Raw genomic sequence first — 17,423 nt, forward strand, 5'->3', positions numbered from 1 at the left:
ACATGATGCGATACTTGTATAAAAGAACCCCATTTCTCTTATGTGGGGTATTGTGCGTGCTGACCACCTTCTCGCAGAATGCGAGGGTGGTCTTTAAATCGAATCCCGTCTTTAAGCGTTTCCCTGCAGAACTACTGAAGGAGACGAAGTACGACATGATTTTGCCTGAGCGTATGTTGTCGGGAGATTCACTTGTGTTCGAGCTTGAGGTCGCTGACCCGGAAGGTGAGTATTACCGTCTGTATGATTGGGGCGGGTTGAACTTGTTCGTGAAACCCGGCAACAAGATCCTAGTGGATTACAACTCCCGAGAGCGCTGGAAAACACGGTTCGAGGGAGATTTGTCAGCGGAAAATGCTTGGCTAAACCAGTCCTGTTTCCTCTCCGGCACGATGCTCTACCCGGCGGGATTTACCGACACGCTTACTTATCAGGATTTTCGTCGACAGGTGTTTGCTAACGTTGACTCGTTGAAACGAACAATGAAAAGGGCCTCTGCGTCTGAAACTTTTATCGCTGCCTCTCGAATTCGACTTGATTTCTTGGCGCTGGGCACGTTAATGAACTACTACCAGACGATTGCTTACAGAAAGAAAAACGAGCTTATGCCTGCGAACTTCGAGGTGTGGCATGAGTCGTTCAAGGGGATGTTTTTGAAAGACTTTCTAAAAGATGCCCGCAGGATATGCCGTCGTTATAACGAGAATGATGTACTGGGCTATCGACAGGTTACTCAAACCTTGTCAGGAATTGTCTACCTTGCCGGGACAGATTTCGTGGAACGGATGGGGTATCATCTTTTCAACGATGAGTATGCCTTGGTGCAACTATTGAATGATCCGACACGTTTGTACAGTCAAGAACTTTTAGAACTACCTGCGCAAGTAAGCGATAGTGTTGTTCTGCGTGTGGTGAACGAGCTGATTAGCGAGAAACGCAACTTATTGACGGGAGCAGATGTTATGGACTTCGAATTTCGTGACACGAGCGGTAACGTGCATAAACTCTCCGATTATAAGGGGGAACCTCTGTATATCGACGTGTGGGCCACTTGGTGTAATCCTTGTAAGGCTTTGGCGCCCGCTTTTCATGAGCTGGCCGTGAAGTTTCAGGGGAAAAATATACGCTTTATCTCTATTTCCATTGATAAACGGGTTACCCCGTGGTTAACGTATTTGCGGGGAAAGGATATGGCGAAAAACGTGTTGGAAATGCATACCGGGGATAAAGCTTTCCGGAAGAAATACCTGATCAGCGGGATTCCTCGTTTCATACTGATTGATAAAGATTTTAAGATACGTGCAGCATTTGCCCCCACGCCGACAATGGACGGGATAGAGACCTTGTTAGAGCAGGTTGCAAACGAATAGCCATGAAGTATATGCGGAAATGAGACCGCGTTTGGACATTTTTCTGGTCATGCAAAGATTCAGGTTTTAGCCGTAAAATGGCTGATACCTGAATCTTTTTTTAGTAGATAATGGTTGAAGGTGTTTCAAGTCTCGGATTAAGCGTTAAATTTGTCGGAATGGATATTGAAATTTAGAGTACATGCAATTATCAGAAGATCAAATTATAAAATTGGCCCCGGATGCGGCATCCGTGAAAGCCGGGAAGGGATTGGCCTCGGCAGCGAAATGGGTGTTGCGGGGAGCGAGTGACTGGGCGTTATGGGGGCATTGTCAGGGAAGTGGTAAGAATCCCTACCAGACGCAGGTCGATTTGCAGAATATCGCTTTCAAATGTTCGTGTCCCAGCCATAAGTTTCCTTGTAAACATAGCTTGGGGCTTTTATTTTTATATGCTTCTCAGCCGGATTTATTCACGACAGGGGAAGAACCCGATTGGGTGAAGGAGTGGTTGGAGAAACGTGCGGGAAAAGCGGTGGAGAAGAAGGAAAAAGCGGATAAACCCGTGGATGTAGAGGCTCAGGCGAAGAGGCAGGAGGCTCGACACAAAAAGGTATTGAACGGTGTGGACGATTTGCAGGGATGGTTGAAGGACCTCGTGCGAAGTGGTCTGTTGAATGTTCCGGAGCGGGCGCAAGCCCTGTTTGCCGGGATTTCCAAGCGTATGGTCGATGCACAGGCTCCCGGTTTGGCGGGGATGATGCGGCAGTTACAGGAGATTCATTATTTCGGTGAGGACTGGAAGTACGAGCTGACGGCGGGAGCAAGCCGGGCGTACCTCGTGGCGGAAAGCTACAAGCACCTCGATCAGTTGTCCCCGGAATGGCAGGATGAAATCCGTACTCTCGTGGGATACCCGCAGGCCAAGGAGGAGGTGTTGGCTAACGGGGAACAGGTTTCCGACGATTGGTTGGTTGTTGCCTCGGAAAGTCTGCAACAAGACCGGTTGACGGTAGAGTACAATTGGTTGTACGGCCGACAGACCTGTCGGTATGCGCTCTTCTTGCAATTCTTAACACCGGGAGCTTTGGCGGAAACCGCTTTATTACCAGGTAGTGTTGTCGTGGCAGATGTGACATTTTACAAGGGTGTGACTCCGACTCGGGTATTATTCCGTGAACAGAAAGGTACAAGAGAACCCTTTATCCCATCCGGAAAAGGATGTTGTGCGGGATTGGCAGAGGCCATGCAGGTCTATCGGGAGAGTATGACTCGTAATCCTTTCACGTATGAAGTACCCGTGTTGGTTAGCGAGGTGCGTCTTGTGATGCACGAAAAACAGGTGTGGATTAAGGATAGCAACGAGTATCTGATTCCGTTAACCTTGGGAGAGGCCGGCAAATTGAAAGGTTTTGCCGTGACCGGCGGACGGGAATTCACGGGGTTCTTCCTTGCCGGGGAGCGGTCATGGAGAGTGTTATCGTTATGGATAGAGGATAAATATTACACGTTAAGCAATGAGTATAACGGATAATGTCATAAATATAGCCTTGTTGGGAACGGCTAACCGGGAGATGACTTCCGGCGAGTTACCGGAAGATCTTGCCGGGACGTTGGAGCGGGTAAAAGAGAACGCTACAGACGGGGAGGAGGTCTTCTATAAGGGGGCTGCGGCTTTTTTCGCTTACTATCGTTCGGGTTTGGAACCTTTGAAGTTAAAAGATCCTGTTCCGGTTTCAGAGGCTGGGCCGGAAATGCGGCCTTATGTCGGTCAGAAAGCGGCTGCGATACTAAGTATTTTGCTGGGGGAAAAGTATGCTAATATGTTGCTTTTTTGGTACCGGAAAGCGGCAGAGCGGGAACAGTTGATTCCGCCGGAATATCTGCCGCAAGTGTTGGCACGAGTTTTTCAGCCGGGGAGCCAGACGGCAAAACGGGAGCGGCAATTACTGATCTCGCTGGTGGGTAACCGGGGGCGTTGGTTATTACCCATTATGGGATATGCCGCTTTGCAGGAAGAGGATGAGGATACGTGGGAAACGGCCACTCATGCCGATCGAAAACTGATACTTTCACGGGTACGTCGTGAGAATCCTGCCCGGGGTATCGAGATGTTACGTGCTGAATGGAAAAACGAGTCTGCCCAGCATCGTGCGGAGTTTCTGGCTTGTCTGGAGACCGGTTTGTCGGTAGCGGATGAGGATTTTTTAGAGGAAGTACGGGGTGGTGACCGGAGTTCTACCGTGCGGGACGAGGCCCTACGTTTGTTACGTATGATCCCGGAATCCCGAATCTTGCACTTGTTTGCCGAGACGTTAAAGAAACATTTGCATTATCGTCGTTTGCTTGGTTGGTCTGTGGACCCGATTGCTTACACGGAAGAATTCAAGAAGTTAGGAATAAACGAAGTGAGTAGTAATAAAGGCGAGAGCGACAGTGATTATATCCTGCGACAAATGGCACAATGTATGCCTTTGTCCTTTTGGTGCGAGTTTTTCGATTGTGATCCGGAGACGGCAGCCCAGCGGATGCGTAAATCACCCCCTTTTTCAAAACATATTTACTTGACAGATACGATACTGGGTTATAAAAATCGGGATTGGGCCTACCACGTGCTGAAAGATGAACGGGTACTTCAGTCTCCCGACTTGATGCAATTGGTTCCCTTATTATCCGTGGAACAGCGGGAGCAATTGAATTTAAGCGGGAAAGCCGACCGGAATTTTTACATCAGTCAATGGTTCGACGAGGACGATAGCGAGTGGGGAGAGAAATTCTCCCGGGGCGTGTTGAAGATGATTTACGCCATGGACTATTGTTATTATGACCGTCCGACCTGCGAGGCGCTGGCTTTACGCCTTCCTGCCTCGATGTATGATTACGTGTCCACTTTAGGGACGTCACGGGAGAGTAGTGCCAGCCACTGGGAGTTCACGGTTCGTTTGCAACAACTGTTATTGATGAAAAAGGAAATAATACAGGCGTTTTAATTTTAGATTTTAGATTTCAGCCGCACGGGGCTGGCTCTTTTTAAAGGATTCTTTCATCTAAAATTGTTTGGGTATAAGAGACAAATATCAAAAAGAAAAAATATGGGTTTATTATTAAGACAACATGCGGAACAGCAATTCGAGGAAGAGTTGCACGAGTTAAAGAAAAACGAGACAAATAAAGTACCGGAAAATTGGCAACTATCCCCGCAATCGGTGGTTACCTACCTGATGGGCGGGAAACTGGCAAACGGTTTCGAGGTGACCCCGAAGTATATCGGGCATCGTCGTTTGATGGAGATCGCTGTGGCCACGTTGGTTACGGATCGGGCATTGTTGTTGTATGGTCTACCGGGAACAGCCAAGAGCTGGGTAAGCGAGCATCTGGCGGCGGCTATATCCGGTGATTCTACCCTGATCGTGCAGGGAACGGCAGGGACGGGCGAGGAGGCTATTCGTTACGGGTGGAACTATGCCAAGTTATTAGCCGAAGGTCCCAGCGAGGGGGCTCTTGTACAAACTCCCGTTATGCGTGCAATGAAGGATGGTAAACTGGCCCGCATCGAGGAGTTGACCCGTGTCGGTTCGGACGTTCAGGACACGTTGATCACGATTCTTTCCGAGAAGACGTTGCCTATTCCCGAGCTGGATCGTGAAATACAGGCTATCAGGGGCTTTAACGTGATCGCTACTGCCAATAACCGGGACAAGGGTGTAAATGACTTGTCAAGCGCTCTAAAACGCCGTTTCAACACGGTAATCCTGCCTTTGCCCGACACGATCGACGAGGAAATCGACATCGTGCGTCGCCGGGTGGAGAGTTTCGAGGCCGTTATGGACCTTCCGGCAGAGAAACCTGCATTGGAAGAGATTCGCCGAGTGGTTACCATTTTCCGGGAGTTACGTCGGGGAGCAACCGAAGATGGTAAGACCAAGTTGAAAACTCCCAGTGGTACGCTGAGTACGGCCGAGGCCATCTCCGTCGTGAATAACGGTTTGGCCATGTCCGGGTATTTCGGTGATGGTCGGTTAAACGCCACGGACCTTGTATCGGGAATTATCGGGGCGGTTGTGAAGGACCCCGTGCAGGATCAGGTGATATGGCAGGAGTACCTTGAAACGGTCGTGAAGGGACGCGATGGCTGGAAGGACATTTATAGGGCATCTAGGGAAATGTTATAGTGACTAGTTTTAGATTTAGAAGTCGGATTGATTCGGTGATTTAGTGATTTCCGATTCGGTGATTGTAGAATCACGGAATCATGTAATCGACAATCACGTAGTCATTTAATTTATACAATGGTTGATGGAATACATTTTTTAGGCATACGGCATCATGGTCCGGGGTCAGCCAAGAACGTACGAGCGTACTTGGAAGAACTGGAACCCGATGTTATTTTATTGGAAGGTCCCCCGGAGGCGGAGCCGCTTTTGCCGGGAGTACTTCATGAGCAGATGAAACCGCCCGTGGCCTTGCTGGCGTATCAGCCCGACGAGCCTCGAAGGGCCGTGTTTTATCCTTTTGCCGAGTTCTCACCCGAATGGCAGGCCATGTGCTATGCCATGAAAAAGGAGGTGTCATTACGTTTTTTTGACTTACCTCTGGTGCATCATTTAGCTCTTTGGAAAGAACGGGAGGAACAAGCTGAGGTCGGGAAAACCGGCGAAGAGGGGGAGTGCGATGAAGTACAGGGGGAGGCGTCTGCAACCGAGACCCCGGAAAAAGTTCGGGAAGTTGCCGTTCCGGAATTACTGCCCGTTGATCCTTTTGCTCATCTGGCGAAGGCGGCCGGGTACGATGATCCGGAATTATGGTGGGAAGTGAACTTTGAGAATCGTCAGCGTAACGAGGAGGTGTTTGCCGCCGTGAAAGAGGCTGTTTCGGTGTTACGGGAGTATTTCCCAAAGACCGATCGGGAGACTTTGTTGCGGGAAGCGTGGATGCGTAAAATGATCCGGGCTGCCCAAAAAGAGGGTTTCAAACGTATAGCCGTGGTGTGCGGGGCTTGGCATGTGCCGGGTCTGGAGAAGATGCCCACGCAGAAAGAAGACAATGAGTTATTGAAGGGATTACCGAAAGTGAAGGTGGAGTGTACGTGGATTCCGTGGACCTACGATCGGTTGTCTTTCCGGAGCGGTTACGGGGCGGGAATCGTTTCCCCGGGGTGGTACGATCATTTATGGCATTATCCGGATGACGACGGAACCCGTTGGATGAGCAAGGTGGCCGCCCTTTTCCGGACGAAAGGAATGGATATTTCCGTGGCTCACGTGATCGAGGCCGTGCGTTTGGCACAAGTTGCAGCCGCATTACGTGGTTTGCCCCGTCCTTCTTTGGAGGAATATAATGATGCCGTGACTACGGTAATGGGATTCGGTGACCCGATTCTGTTACAAGTGATCCGGGAGGCCTTGGTGATCAGCGATCGCATGGGGAGCGTACCGGATGATGTACCTAAAGTTCCTCTTCTCGTGGATGTGGAGAAGTTGTTGAAACGCTTGCGCTTACCCCTTACGACCGAGGTGAAGGAATTCCAGTTGGATTTGCGGAAACCGATGGATTTGGAGCGGAGTATCTTTTTCCACCGCTTGAACTTGCTCGGTATAAAGATGGCCCGTCCGTTACGGGTTGATGGGAAGGGAACTTTCAAGGAGGCTTGGTCCGTTTATTACGAACCGGAGCAGACCCTTGCCGTGATCGAGAAGGCCGTGTGGGGAAATACTTTGTCCGAGGCAGTTATCGCGTATAACACCCATTTGTCGAAAGACATCACGTCTATATCCGAGTTGGTGGACTTGCTGGAACGGGTGATTCCTGCGGATTTGCCCGCTCTCGTGGAAGAAATGACGTCCCGGTTGGATGCGCTTTCCGCCTCGACAACCGATGTGCTGGAGATGATGAAGACTATCCCCGGTATGGTGAACGTGGTTCGTTACGGGAGTGTGCGGAATTTGGATTACGGGAAGGTCAACGATATGCTGAACGCCATGATGGCCCGTGTGCTTGCCGGGGGAGTGCTGGCTTGCACGAACGTGGACGAGGATGCGACTACGGAGGTCATGGAGCGATTGGTGGCTGTCGATTATGCTATGGCCACGGCGAACCAACCGGGATTGATGGAGATGTGGACGGAACTGGTGAACAAGATCCGGGAAGCACGGGGTTCTCATCCCTTGCTGTCCGGTTATTGTACTCGTTTATTGCGGGATAAGAATATCCTTGGATACGAGGAAACGGCCCAAACGTTGAGTTATTATACGTCTCCCGGGAACACGGCATCCGACACGGCATTCTGGTTTGAAGGATTCCTTAAATCATCGGGTACTATCTTGTTGCTGGACGATCAGTTATGGGATTTGGTGAATAGTTGGTTGGCCACTCTGAATGATGGGAGTTTCATGGAGTTATTGCCCATACTTCGCCGAACCTTCAGCGAGTACAGCCTGCCGGAACGTCGTAAACTCGGTGAGAAAGCCAAGGGAACTTCTGCCGTGAAACGGGTAAATGCGGAAAGCGAGGCGTTTAACGGGGAAGATGCCCGGAGGGTAATCCCGTTGATAGAGAGATTATTAGGTATTTAATAGGTGTAACAATTGTGCAGTTGGAACGAGAAAGGTAAAAGATAAAGGAACTTATATACGAATTTACAGTAAACCAACTCCCTCCCCCTTTCGGGGTACTCCCTCTATAAACAGAGGGAGAGTTGAAATACTTCCTGTCTTTGGGAAGAGTTACCAGCTCCTCCTCTGTTCATAGAGGAGGTGGCACGAAGTGACGGAGGAGTTTGAGTATGAAAACAAGCATTACCTTAATGGACTGTAAAGTAGTATATAATTACCAAGATAAAAACTAAAAGATAAAAGTAGGAAATCAAAAAACGTTGGCCTGTGTAGGAGGAATTTAAAATCTAAAATTTAAAATCTAAAATGGAAGAAGCTCTTTTAAAGCGATGGCGATTAATACTGGGAGGAAACGAGGCGGATGGAACGGGAGTTTCCCTCTCTGCCGAGGAGAGTCGCGTGGATGCTGCCTTGAATGCTTTGTACGATAGTGACCGTAAAGGGGGATTGAGTGGTTCGGCTCCCAAGGTGAGCCGTTGGTTGGGAGACATCCGGGAGTTTTTCCCGCAGACAGTTGTACAAGTGATTCAAAAGGACGCAATCAAGCGACTGAACTTGACTTCGTTACTGACCGAGAAAGAGATGCTTGAATCGGTGGTGCCGGACGTGCATCTGGTGGCAACGTTGATGTCCTTGAGCAGGGTGATACCGGAGAAGAACAAGGTTATTGCCCGGGAAGTCGTACGTAAAGTGGTGGACGAGCTGATGAAAAAGCTATCGTCACCCATGCAACAGGCCGTTACCGGGGCTTTGAACCGTTCCAGCAGGCGGAGAAATCCCCGTTACAACGAGATTGACTGGAAGACGACGATCGAGAAAAACCTACGGAACTATCAGCCGGAGTACAAGACGATTATCCCGGAGGTTCGTATCGGTTTCGGCCGGAAACGCCGGGCGTTGAAGGACATAGTGCTGTGTCTCGACCAGAGTGGTTCGATGGGGGCATCCGTGGTCTATTCGGGAATATTCGGCTCCGTGCTGGCCTCGATTCCGGCCGTACAGACCCGTATGGTGGTGTTTGACACCTCGGTAGTTGACTTGACGGATGATTTGCAGGACCCGGTGGACTTGCTTTTCGGCGTACAACTGGGTGGCGGTACGGATATTGACCGGGCCTTGGGGTATTGTCAGACGGTGATCACTCGCCCTGCGGACACGGTGCTGGTTCTCGTGACCGACTTGTGCGAGGGGGGTAACGAGCGGGAGATGCGCAAGAAGATGATTTCTCTCGTGCAGAGTGGGGTGCAGTTGATCGTGTTGTTAGCTCTGAATGACGACGGGGCGCCTTTCTACGACAAGGAGAATGCTCAATTCTTGGCAGAACTGGGTGTTCCGGCATTTGCCTGTACCCCGGACAAGTTCCCGGACTTGATGGCAGCGGCCTTGGCAAAACAAGATATAGGGATGTGGTTATCAAAGAATATACAGTGAAGGAAAAAAGAAACAGAGCGGAAATCGTGGAACGATGCGTGGAATTATGGGAGGCCTCCGTGCGAGCCACCCATGATTTCCTCGTGGAAGAAGATATAGAGTTTTACAGGCCTTTTGTGCGTGAGAATTGCGAGAAGTTGCCCTTGCTACTTCATTATGAAGGGGATGAAATTGTAGCCTTTTTGGGGTATGACATGACATCTATCGAGATGCTTTTCGTGGATCCGGATTACCGGGGAAAGGGCATCGGTCGTGATCTTATCGAGTGGGCGATCGAGGATGTTCATGCGGAGACGGTGGCCGTGAACGAGCAAAACGGGCAGACCGTGGGCTTTTATGCCCGGATGGGGTTTGAGGTGGAACGCCGCACGAAAACGGACGGTTGCGGGAAACCTTACCCGATCCTGTACCTGCGTTTGAAGAATCCCCCGCAGCGAATGGTAAAGATGACGGGGGATAAGAAAGCGTATCTTCATCTTCTACTGGATGCGGACCCGTGCGAGGCGATGGTTGACCGTTACTTGGAGGAGGGCGATATGTTCATTCTGGAGAGGGATGGGAAGGTGATCGGGGAGGCTGTTGTTGATGAAAAGGGGGAAATCAAGAATTTGGCCGTGTTGCCGGAGTATCAAGGGAAATTGTACGGGATGTACATTCTCTCTTTTCTGGCCGGTTATTATAAAAATCGTTTTTCTTGTTTGTGGGTGGGGACGAGCGAGGGTGGCGTGGGGTATTACGAGCGTTACGGTTTCGTGCAGGACCACGTGGTGAAGAATTTCTTTACGGATAATTACCCGGAACCAATCATCGATAACGGAAAACCTTGTGTGGATATGACTTACCTGCGTTTGGAGATTCGTTAAATAGGACTATTTTTTGGATATGTTTGCTATTTTCTCCGGATGGTAGGCTGCTTGTTTAACTAAATGTAGCCTGTTTTAAGCCTAATATTAGCCTAGGTAAGGCAGGCTAATACCAAGCTTTTAGTTTTTAGCTTTTAACTTTTAGTTTCTTTTTGTATTTTTGGCACGGAAATCATTTAATAAGACGATATTATGGGATTCTTTAATAAAATATTCGGAGGCGGAGGAAATGAAGGGAAGAAAGAGACTTCAGCAGATCGAATACTGCGGGTTATCAAGGAGAAAACAACGACAGAGTGCGTGACGCTGATCCCGTCAAAAGGAACAACTAAACCCTGGGAGAGCAAGATCGGGGGGATGCCCTATATGCCTAAAGGGTTTGACTATCCTTACGAGGAGGCGGGAAGTACGGTTGTCACGGAAGGACAAGCACCTGCGGTGGCTGCGAGCGTGGCGGCCGGACCATTTGCCGGGTTAGATGGAGGTACAACCACCGTGCCTTCCGCAGCCGCAGGAGAGGCTCTCGAACAGGTGGAAGAACGAAAGTTGTTGCCATTGCGTTTCTTGGCACAGGTGAATTTCAGCGAGATGCCGCCGTTGGATGGTTTTCCGACAAAGGGAATTCTCCAGTTTTATATTGCGGGAGAAAATGCCCACGGGTTGAATTTCGAGAATCCGGAAGAGCAGAAGGGATTCCGGGTGATTTATCACGAGGAAGTAGTGGAAGATGAGACGGCTTTACTTTCTGTTTTACCGACGGAGGGTGTGGAGTACCCGGATGGTTTCCCGGTGGATGGTGAATTAAGACTGAATTTCGAGAAATCGTCCATGCCGATGGGGGGCGGAGACTATCGTTTCGATAAATTGTTGTTGGATGCCTATAACGAGGCGAATCCCGATGCACGGGTGGCCTCTCTGGACCGAGCCCCGGAGGATGAGCTGGATAAGGTTTACGACCAACTGGATATGGGAGGGCATCGTATGGGAGGGTATCCCTTCTTCACGCAGCTTGACCCGCGGGAGTATCATCAGGAGTTGAAGGAAAATTCAATCTTGTTGTTCCAGTTGGATTCAGATGAAACTGATGACTATAAGATCGTGTGGGGGGATTCCGGCGTGTGCAATTTCTTTATCCGTCCGGAGAACTTGGCTAAACGGGATTTTAGCCGGGTGTTGTATCATTGGGATTGCTACTAGAAAGATAAAAGATAAAAACTAAAAACTAAAAGTTGGAAGTCATTCACGGCTTCCAACTTTTAGTTTTTATCTTTTAGTTTTCCTGCATCCACTCCATGTTTGTCGGGTATTGGAACACTTTCAGTTTGAAAAGTGGGAGAATGGCAAACAAGTGGTCGAAAATGTCGGCTTGTACCCGTTCGTAGATTACCCATTGTTTTTGTGCCGAGAAACAATAGATTTCTAACGGGATGCCCGTCGGGGTGGGTTGTAGTTGCCGTACCATGTGGGTCATGTCGAGGTTAATGTTGGGATTGGCGGCAAGCCACGCCTCCATGTATTCCCGGAAAGTCCCGATGTTGGTCAGGCGGCGTTTGTCAAGCGGGTTTTCCACGCTGGCATTATATTCGTTCAGTTCCTTCATCTTGCCCTCTATGTAACTTTTGAGCAGTGCGGATTGTTTAAGGTTTTCAAGGTCTTCGTTCGTGAGGTAATGCACGGAATAGATGTCGATGTTGACGGATCGTTTAATGCGTCGTCCGCCGGATTCCTGCATTCCCCGCCAGTTGGTGAAAGACTCGGAAACGAGCTTGTAAGTGGGGATCGTGGAGATGGTTTTGTCCCAATTTTGTACTTTCACTGTGGTGAGGTTGATCTCGATCACGTCACCATCTGCATTACTACTGGGCATGACAATCCAGTCACCGATGTTTACCATGCGGTTGGAGATTAACTGTATTCCGGCCACGAACCCTAGAATAGAATCCTTGAATACCAGCATGAGGACAGCGGAGATGGCTCCCAGTCCGGCAAGTAGTGCAACGGGATCTTTATCGATCAGTATGCTGATCACGATGATGGTTGCGGCACAGTAGAAGAATATCTTGATCACTTGAATGAACACCTTGATCGGTCGGTCTTTGGCCATCGGGTAACTATCGTATATCCGGTTGATGCCGTCCAGTATGCTCGACACGATGAGTAGGAAGGAGAGTGTGATCCAGACATTGATCAGTTTCATGAGGAAGGCAAATTGAGTCCATTCGAATTCCTTGAATACGATTTGTATCACGATGGGGGCGATGAGAAGTCCCAGCCGGTTAAAGAATCGTTGATCGAGCATGAGATCATCCCAGTTCGTTGCCGTCCGTTTGGTCAGTTTTAGTACGATACGTGCTAGCCATTGGCGGGTAAGCACGTGGATAATCCAGTTGATGATACCGATAATCACAAGCAGGGCCATGAAGTAGATGATGTCGGAAATACTTTCCGAGTAAATACCCAAATGCTGTAAGCCGGCTTGAATGTAATTTTCAATCGTCATGTTTCAAATATTTTAGTTGGTTTAACGCAGGAACAAAATTAATAATTTTAACCTGATATATAGAATTTACTGCCATTTTGGATTATTTTATTTCGAGGAATAGCTTTGAAAGGGAGGTTTGGGAACTCCGACTCGTGGCGGGGATGGAGTGTGAGTTGATTTCTGATTATTTTGTTTAATTTTGTCACGAGAGGATATGTTTTTTGAGTGGGGATTCGGCTGGAAGAAATATTATAAAAAGTAAAGTATATGAGGCTGAATCGTGGATTATCATGTTTATTATTTCTGGGAGTGTTGGTGTTTTCAGGGTGTAGTGACGATAAGTGGGAAGGATTGAAGGTATTCGACGGGACTTTCTTCGAGATCGGGAGTGAGGGGGAACAGTTGCGAATTCCCGTACGGAGCAGTTCGGAATGGGTGGTTACCGGGAACTGGGGAAAGTGGTGCGAGATACGGCAGGAGAGTGGAGAGAAAGTCGATACGTTGGTGCTGGACGTGGGAGTAAATATCGCTCGGCAGGAACGGGGGATGTCGCTGGAATTGAGTAACCGGGAGGAAACGTTGGAAATCGAGTTACGACAGGTGGCTGCCACGGAAGAGTATGAATACGTGTTGCCCGTGATCTTTCACGTGCTTTATCGTGTCCCGGAGGATGATATTCCGGTTGGTTATTTATCGTCTTGTCTCGAACGGGTAAACGAGTTGTACAGGGACGGCCCGGTGGATATGAATCTGAAATTCGTGTTGGCAACTCACGATCCTAACGGGCAATTATTGGAGGAGCCGGGAGTTCGTCGTGAGTTTCGGGAAGGGTTACCGATGGATATGTTTGATTTTGTTGGTAATAAGTTCGGGGATTGTGCTTGGATATGGGATCCGAAGGAGTATATTAATGTTGTGATATTCGATTCAAAAAGTATTCCTTCAGGCTGTGCGCATTTTCCTTACTTACCGGAGAGTGTGGTTTTACCGGGTGTCTTATTTTCTGATTGGTATGCCGACCATCTACCCGATGCCCACGTTCATTGTGTGGCATGGAATCGTTCCCATATGTTTTCAAGGTACGAGCTGCTGGGTGTGATTTTCGATTATGACGTGTTTACTTTGGCTCACGAGATGGGGCATTACTTGGGACTGTTACATCCCTTCGTGGATGGTAAAGGGAATTTTGGGGATTATTGTGATGACACGCCGGATTATTGTGTGAATGGGTATGAAACGTTTTTGAGTGAACTGGATGAAACCTTCCCTTACAGTGATGATAATTACCGGAAAGTTATTCAACGGGTGGCGTTGAACGGAAGGGTATTCATAGCCGATAATATTATGGACTACGAGTTTGGTTATTTGGATCGTTTTACACTTGAGCAGAGGAAGAGAGTTCGGACCGTGCTGGAAAACGCTTGGTTATTGCCGGGCCCGAAGATCGAGGTGGAACCATGGGCCCGAAGTGGGAAGAAGGCCGTGAAACCGTCGGTACCGAAACCGGTAAGTTAGCGGTTGGACAGCCCCTTTATGACTAATACGTAACCACCGACGTTTGTTTCTTCCCGTCCATCCACACGGTCAGTGGAGCCTTGAATCGCACATGGCGGGAGTATTTAAACTCCTCGATGACATCTTGTTGTCGGAGGATGTCAAAGTTGATGAAGGCATCTGCGGACTGGAAGGGGATAGCGAAGTAACCCACTTTCATGGAGGTGACGTTATGGAAGAAGTGCGAGCCTAGGGAGGCATCCAGCGGGAAATCGGGAAGTCCTTGCTCCACGATGACTTTGGCATTGGCTATGTCGGACCATTGTACGGGTATCCCGGTGAGCGGATCGCGTGTACCCCAGCGTCCCGGTCCGATGAGCAGGTACTTGTCGCCTTCCCGGGCGATCTGCGAGTTGTGGCGTTTGATCTCCTCGGCGATTTCCTCGGTACGTAATCGGTCAAATTTGTCGGGATCGACGTACACGACATCCCGGATGTATTGCAATTTTCCGTTCCCCATTCCTTTATCAGCCTTTAACAGCACGTGGGTCGGGTCGATGGACAGGTCGTCGATGTCGATGTTATACTCGTTTTTGATCAGCGGTTTGATCTGCAAGAGGTAGAAGATGGGCGTGCCGTTTTCGAAATTAACAGAAAACTCGATCTCGACGGGAGATCCCATGGCCTGTGAGAAGATGTTCAGCAGGATTTGCAGGGTAGGTGCCAGTGGGAAATAGTCGTACTGGAGTATTTTGGAAAAGTCCACGATACGGGGTCCCTTGACGGAAAAGTCGTAGGTAATCTGGTCGTTCATGAAGTCATAGACGGAGGCGGTGTATTCTAGCGTACCGTCACGTTCGGCCTCCGAGATGTCATACGCTTTGATAGCGGCATTTTCCCCGTCCCGGTAGAGGTCGTAATCCTGTGCGAGCATATTCACGCCGTAGAAGTAGCGTTGCGATGCCTTGATTTTGTCCTGCGTGGAGGCCAGTTGCAACTTGGGATAGGCGGGACTAAAACGATGCGTCTTTTCACCGCCCACAACGTAAGCACCCAACCCGATGGCAGTGACGGCGAACCCGTCTTCCGGTTGGATATAGGAGAAGGGGTAAAAGTTGTAGGATTGGGCCACGCCGCTGATTTCGGGGTAATATCGTCCGTTATGCTCGTTACCGATGACTTCCTGTATGATTACGGCCATTTTCTCTTCCTCGATCATGTAGTCGATGGCGTTGAAGTATGCCCGGGATTCCGGCGAGTAGATGGAGGCGAATACGAGCTTGATGGCGTTCTCGACATCCTCCAGCCGACGCTCGAAGTCCGGGTGGTTGTTGGGGAGCAGGTAGGTGGAATAGACCCCGGCAAACGGTTGATTGAGCGAGTCCTCGAAAAGCCCGGAGGAACGCACGGCTAGCGGTTTAGTCATGACCTGAAGGTACTTCCGCAGGTTGTCACGCAACTTTTCGGAGAGGCGTGCGGTGCGGAAGACCTCTAAGACGTGATCGTATTCTTTGTCCTCGAAGATAACGTCGTAGAGGTTGTTGGTCTCTAGGAAGTTGTCGAATTCATCCACGCCGATAACGGCTGTTTTGGGGATAGCCACGCGTAGGTCGGGGATGAGTTTCTTGAGGTAAACATTCTCGATGAAGTTGGAGAGGAATGCCAATCCTCGCCCCTTGCCACCGAGCGATCCGTCACCGAGCAGGGTGATGTAGCGGTTGGAGTTCACGAGTTTCGGGTTGAACTTGATGATGCGTCCCCGTAGTTTCTTGAGTTTCGATGCCTCGAAAACGTTCGCTATGAAACGGCGTATTTCGTCCGGGCTTTTGAAGTAACTGAAACTGTAGCGGCGTAGTTTTTTCGCCAGGTTGATTTCGGCTCGTGCCATGAGCCATGTGGAGATTCCGTTGCGAATAGCGTGGTATTCCAGTGATTCATCGGGGATGGTCATGAGTTTCTGGCGGAATTCCTCGATATTGTGTGCCCGGTCGATGACCTTTCCATTGTGGTCCCGGAAGATGAAATCTCCAAAACCGAGTTGGTTTTTGATGAAGTCCTGTATTTCCCGTGCTAGCGTGAGAGAGTTCTTGTTGATGAAATGGGCGTTCACTTCCCGTGCCCGGCGCTCGTTGTCGGCTTCGTGACTTTGGAGTAGGCAAGGAATCTTGTTGTCAAGTTGCTGCACGTATTTTATGAGACTGACCCCGGCGTCCTCGTCTTCCACGCCGTTGTGGGCGTAGCGGACGTCGGAGATGACACCGATAATGTTGTTGCGATATTTGTTGATGATGCCCACGGCATCCTCGAAGTTACTGACAAGGATCAGTTTCGGGCGCACCCGCATCCGGAGGATCACGCCCATCTCGTCGTTGGAGGGTTCCTCGGCGATGATGGCCTGCGTCTGGCTCATGATCTCGGTGTAGAGTAGGGGCAAATAGCGGGAATAATACTTTACAGAGTCCTCGACGACGAGGATAACCCGCACGTCGCCCAGCTTGGTATCGGCTTCTAGGTTAATCTTGTCCTCGAGGTATTTGGCCATGGCGAGGAACACTTTCGTGGAACCGTTCCACACGAATACCCGCTCGATGGATTCGCTGATCTCTTTTTCAGAACTCAGCAGGTAAGAGAGGTCCGCGTTATTGTTGACCAGCATGAGCTGGCAGATGTCGGGGTAGAGTTCTTTGATGTGACGGCTGGTGAGGATGGGGGTTTCTTTGTCCAATCCTGCCATGATGATGATCAAGTCGAAATGGCGTTTTTTCAACTCGTGCAAGGCTCCTTCCTCGTTTGCCACGGAGGTGAAACGGGGAGCGGCGAAAAGGTTCAGTTGGAGATATTCACCGAATATCTTTCCGGAGAATTGTCCTTCCCGTTCGATGGTGTAGGAGTCGTAGTAGTTGGCGATGAGCAGGATTTCTTTAACCTTGAAGGGCATGAGTTCCTGGAAAATGTCGCGGTCACTCTTTTTCCGCTTGTATATTTTATTCAAGTCTATTTTTTCCATGATGTTTTGTTTTGTACAAAGCTAAAGATTTGTTGGCGGAATGGCAAGAGAAAATAAGATAGGATTTACGATTTATGTTTCATAGCCACGATCGTTTAAATTGACATTCGGTTGAAAATAATAAACAAAAATGCAGCCGTATAGCTATATTTTGTAAAAATATTTGTATATTTGACAAATCGTTAT

General features: G+C 49.3%; 11 protein-coding genes. 9 read left to right on the top strand and 2 right to left on the bottom strand.

What is annotated here, in order from left to right; all coding sequences use genetic code 11:
* Positions 1-2 precede the first annotated feature (2 nt).
* The 8 genes from F1644_RS00205 to F1644_RS00240 all read left to right on the top strand — a co-directional run bounded on the left by F1644_RS00205 (position 3) and on the right by F1644_RS00240 (position 11,451).
* Positions 3-1,370 carry a TlpA family protein disulfide reductase gene (locus tag F1644_RS00205; protein WP_118302560.1) on the top strand — a complete coding sequence of 456 codons (1,368 nt, stop codon included), beginning with the start codon at positions 3-5 and terminating at the stop codon, positions 1,368-1,370.
* A 181-nt stretch (positions 1,371-1,551) separates the two neighbouring features.
* Positions 1,552-2,883, top strand: coding sequence for an SWIM zinc finger family protein (locus tag F1644_RS00210; protein WP_118302558.1), 1,332 nt, complete (start codon positions 1,552-1,554; stop codon positions 2,881-2,883).
* Positions 2,867-4,339, top strand: a complete 1,473-nt coding sequence (locus F1644_RS00215) for a DUF5691 domain-containing protein (RefSeq protein WP_118302556.1) — start codon at positions 2,867-2,869, stop codon at positions 4,337-4,339. Before F1644_RS00210 ends, F1644_RS00215 begins: the two co-directional genes overlap by 17 nt.
* Positions 4,340-4,441: 102 nt before the next feature.
* Positions 4,442-5,521: an ATP-binding protein gene (locus F1644_RS00220; protein WP_118302554.1), complete on the top strand. Its 1,080-nt coding sequence runs from the start codon at positions 4,442-4,444 to the stop codon at positions 5,519-5,521.
* Between the two features lie 117 nt (positions 5,522-5,638).
* Complete coding sequence (locus F1644_RS00225) at positions 5,639-7,921, top strand: DUF5682 family protein (protein ID WP_118302552.1); 2,283 nt, start codon at positions 5,639-5,641, stop codon at positions 7,919-7,921.
* A 345-nt stretch (positions 7,922-8,266) separates the two neighbouring features.
* On the top strand, positions 8,267-9,391 hold the full coding sequence (locus F1644_RS00230) for a VWA domain-containing protein (protein ID WP_118302550.1): 1,125 nt from the start codon (positions 8,267-8,269) through the stop codon (positions 9,389-9,391).
* Entirely contained in the window at positions 9,388-10,254 is an 867-nt protein-coding gene (locus F1644_RS00235) for a GNAT family N-acetyltransferase (protein WP_168044188.1), read from the top strand. Before F1644_RS00230 ends, F1644_RS00235 begins: the two co-directional genes overlap by 4 nt.
* 192 nt (positions 10,255-10,446) lie before the next feature.
* Positions 10,447-11,451: a YwqG family protein gene (locus F1644_RS00240; protein WP_087420114.1), complete on the top strand. Its 1,005-nt coding sequence runs from the start codon at positions 10,447-10,449 to the stop codon at positions 11,449-11,451.
* Between the two features lie 73 nt (positions 11,452-11,524).
* On the opposite strand, the gene F1644_RS00245 is transcribed toward F1644_RS00240, so the two are convergent.
* Complete coding sequence (locus F1644_RS00245; RefSeq protein ID WP_087420115.1) at positions 11,525-12,754, bottom strand: mechanosensitive ion channel family protein; 1,230 nt, start codon at positions 12,752-12,754, stop codon at positions 11,525-11,527.
* Positions 12,755-13,003: 249 nt separating this feature from the next.
* Between F1644_RS00245 and F1644_RS00250 the strand changes: the two genes are divergently transcribed.
* Positions 13,004-14,251, top strand: a complete 1,248-nt coding sequence (locus tag F1644_RS00250) for a M43 family zinc metalloprotease (protein WP_118302546.1) — start codon at positions 13,004-13,006, stop codon at positions 14,249-14,251.
* Between the two features lie 22 nt (positions 14,252-14,273).
* Here the strand turns inward: F1644_RS00250 and F1644_RS00255 are convergent, their stop codons facing one another.
* A complete protein-coding gene (locus F1644_RS00255) occupies positions 14,274-17,237 on the bottom strand; it encodes a PEP/pyruvate-binding domain-containing protein (RefSeq protein WP_118302544.1) in 2,964 nt (987 codons plus the stop codon).
* Positions 17,238-17,423 lie beyond the last annotated feature (186 nt).

Source organism: Butyricimonas paravirosa, assembly GCF_032878955.1.
Lineage (GTDB): Bacteria > Bacteroidota > Bacteroidia > Bacteroidales > Marinifilaceae > Butyricimonas > Butyricimonas paravirosa.

Coding starts and splice junctions, on each gene's coding strand:
- F1644_RS00215 (WP_118302556.1), top strand. CDS start 2,867: ATGAGTATAACGGATAATGTCATAAATATAGCCTTGTTGGGAACGGCT.
- F1644_RS00220 (WP_118302554.1), top strand. CDS start 4,442: ATGGGTTTATTATTAAGACAACATGCGGAACAGCAATTCGAGGAAGAG.
- F1644_RS00225 (WP_118302552.1), top strand. CDS start 5,639: ATGGTTGATGGAATACATTTTTTAGGCATACGGCATCATGGTCCGGGG.
- F1644_RS00205 (WP_118302560.1), top strand. CDS start 3: ATGATGCGATACTTGTATAAAAGAACCCCATTTCTCTTATGTGGGGTA.
- F1644_RS00245 (WP_087420115.1), bottom strand. CDS start 12,754: ATGACGATTGAAAATTACATTCAAGCCGGCTTACAGCATTTGGGTATT.
- F1644_RS00240 (WP_087420114.1), top strand. CDS start 10,447: ATGGGATTCTTTAATAAAATATTCGGAGGCGGAGGAAATGAAGGGAAG.
- F1644_RS00255 (WP_118302544.1), bottom strand. CDS start 17,237: ATGGAAAAAATAGACTTGAATAAAATATACAAGCGGAAAAAGAGTGAC.
- F1644_RS00230 (WP_118302550.1), top strand. CDS start 8,267: ATGGAAGAAGCTCTTTTAAAGCGATGGCGATTAATACTGGGAGGAAAC.
- F1644_RS00210 (WP_118302558.1), top strand. CDS start 1,552: ATGCAATTATCAGAAGATCAAATTATAAAATTGGCCCCGGATGCGGCA.
- F1644_RS00250 (WP_118302546.1), top strand. CDS start 13,004: ATGAGGCTGAATCGTGGATTATCATGTTTATTATTTCTGGGAGTGTTG.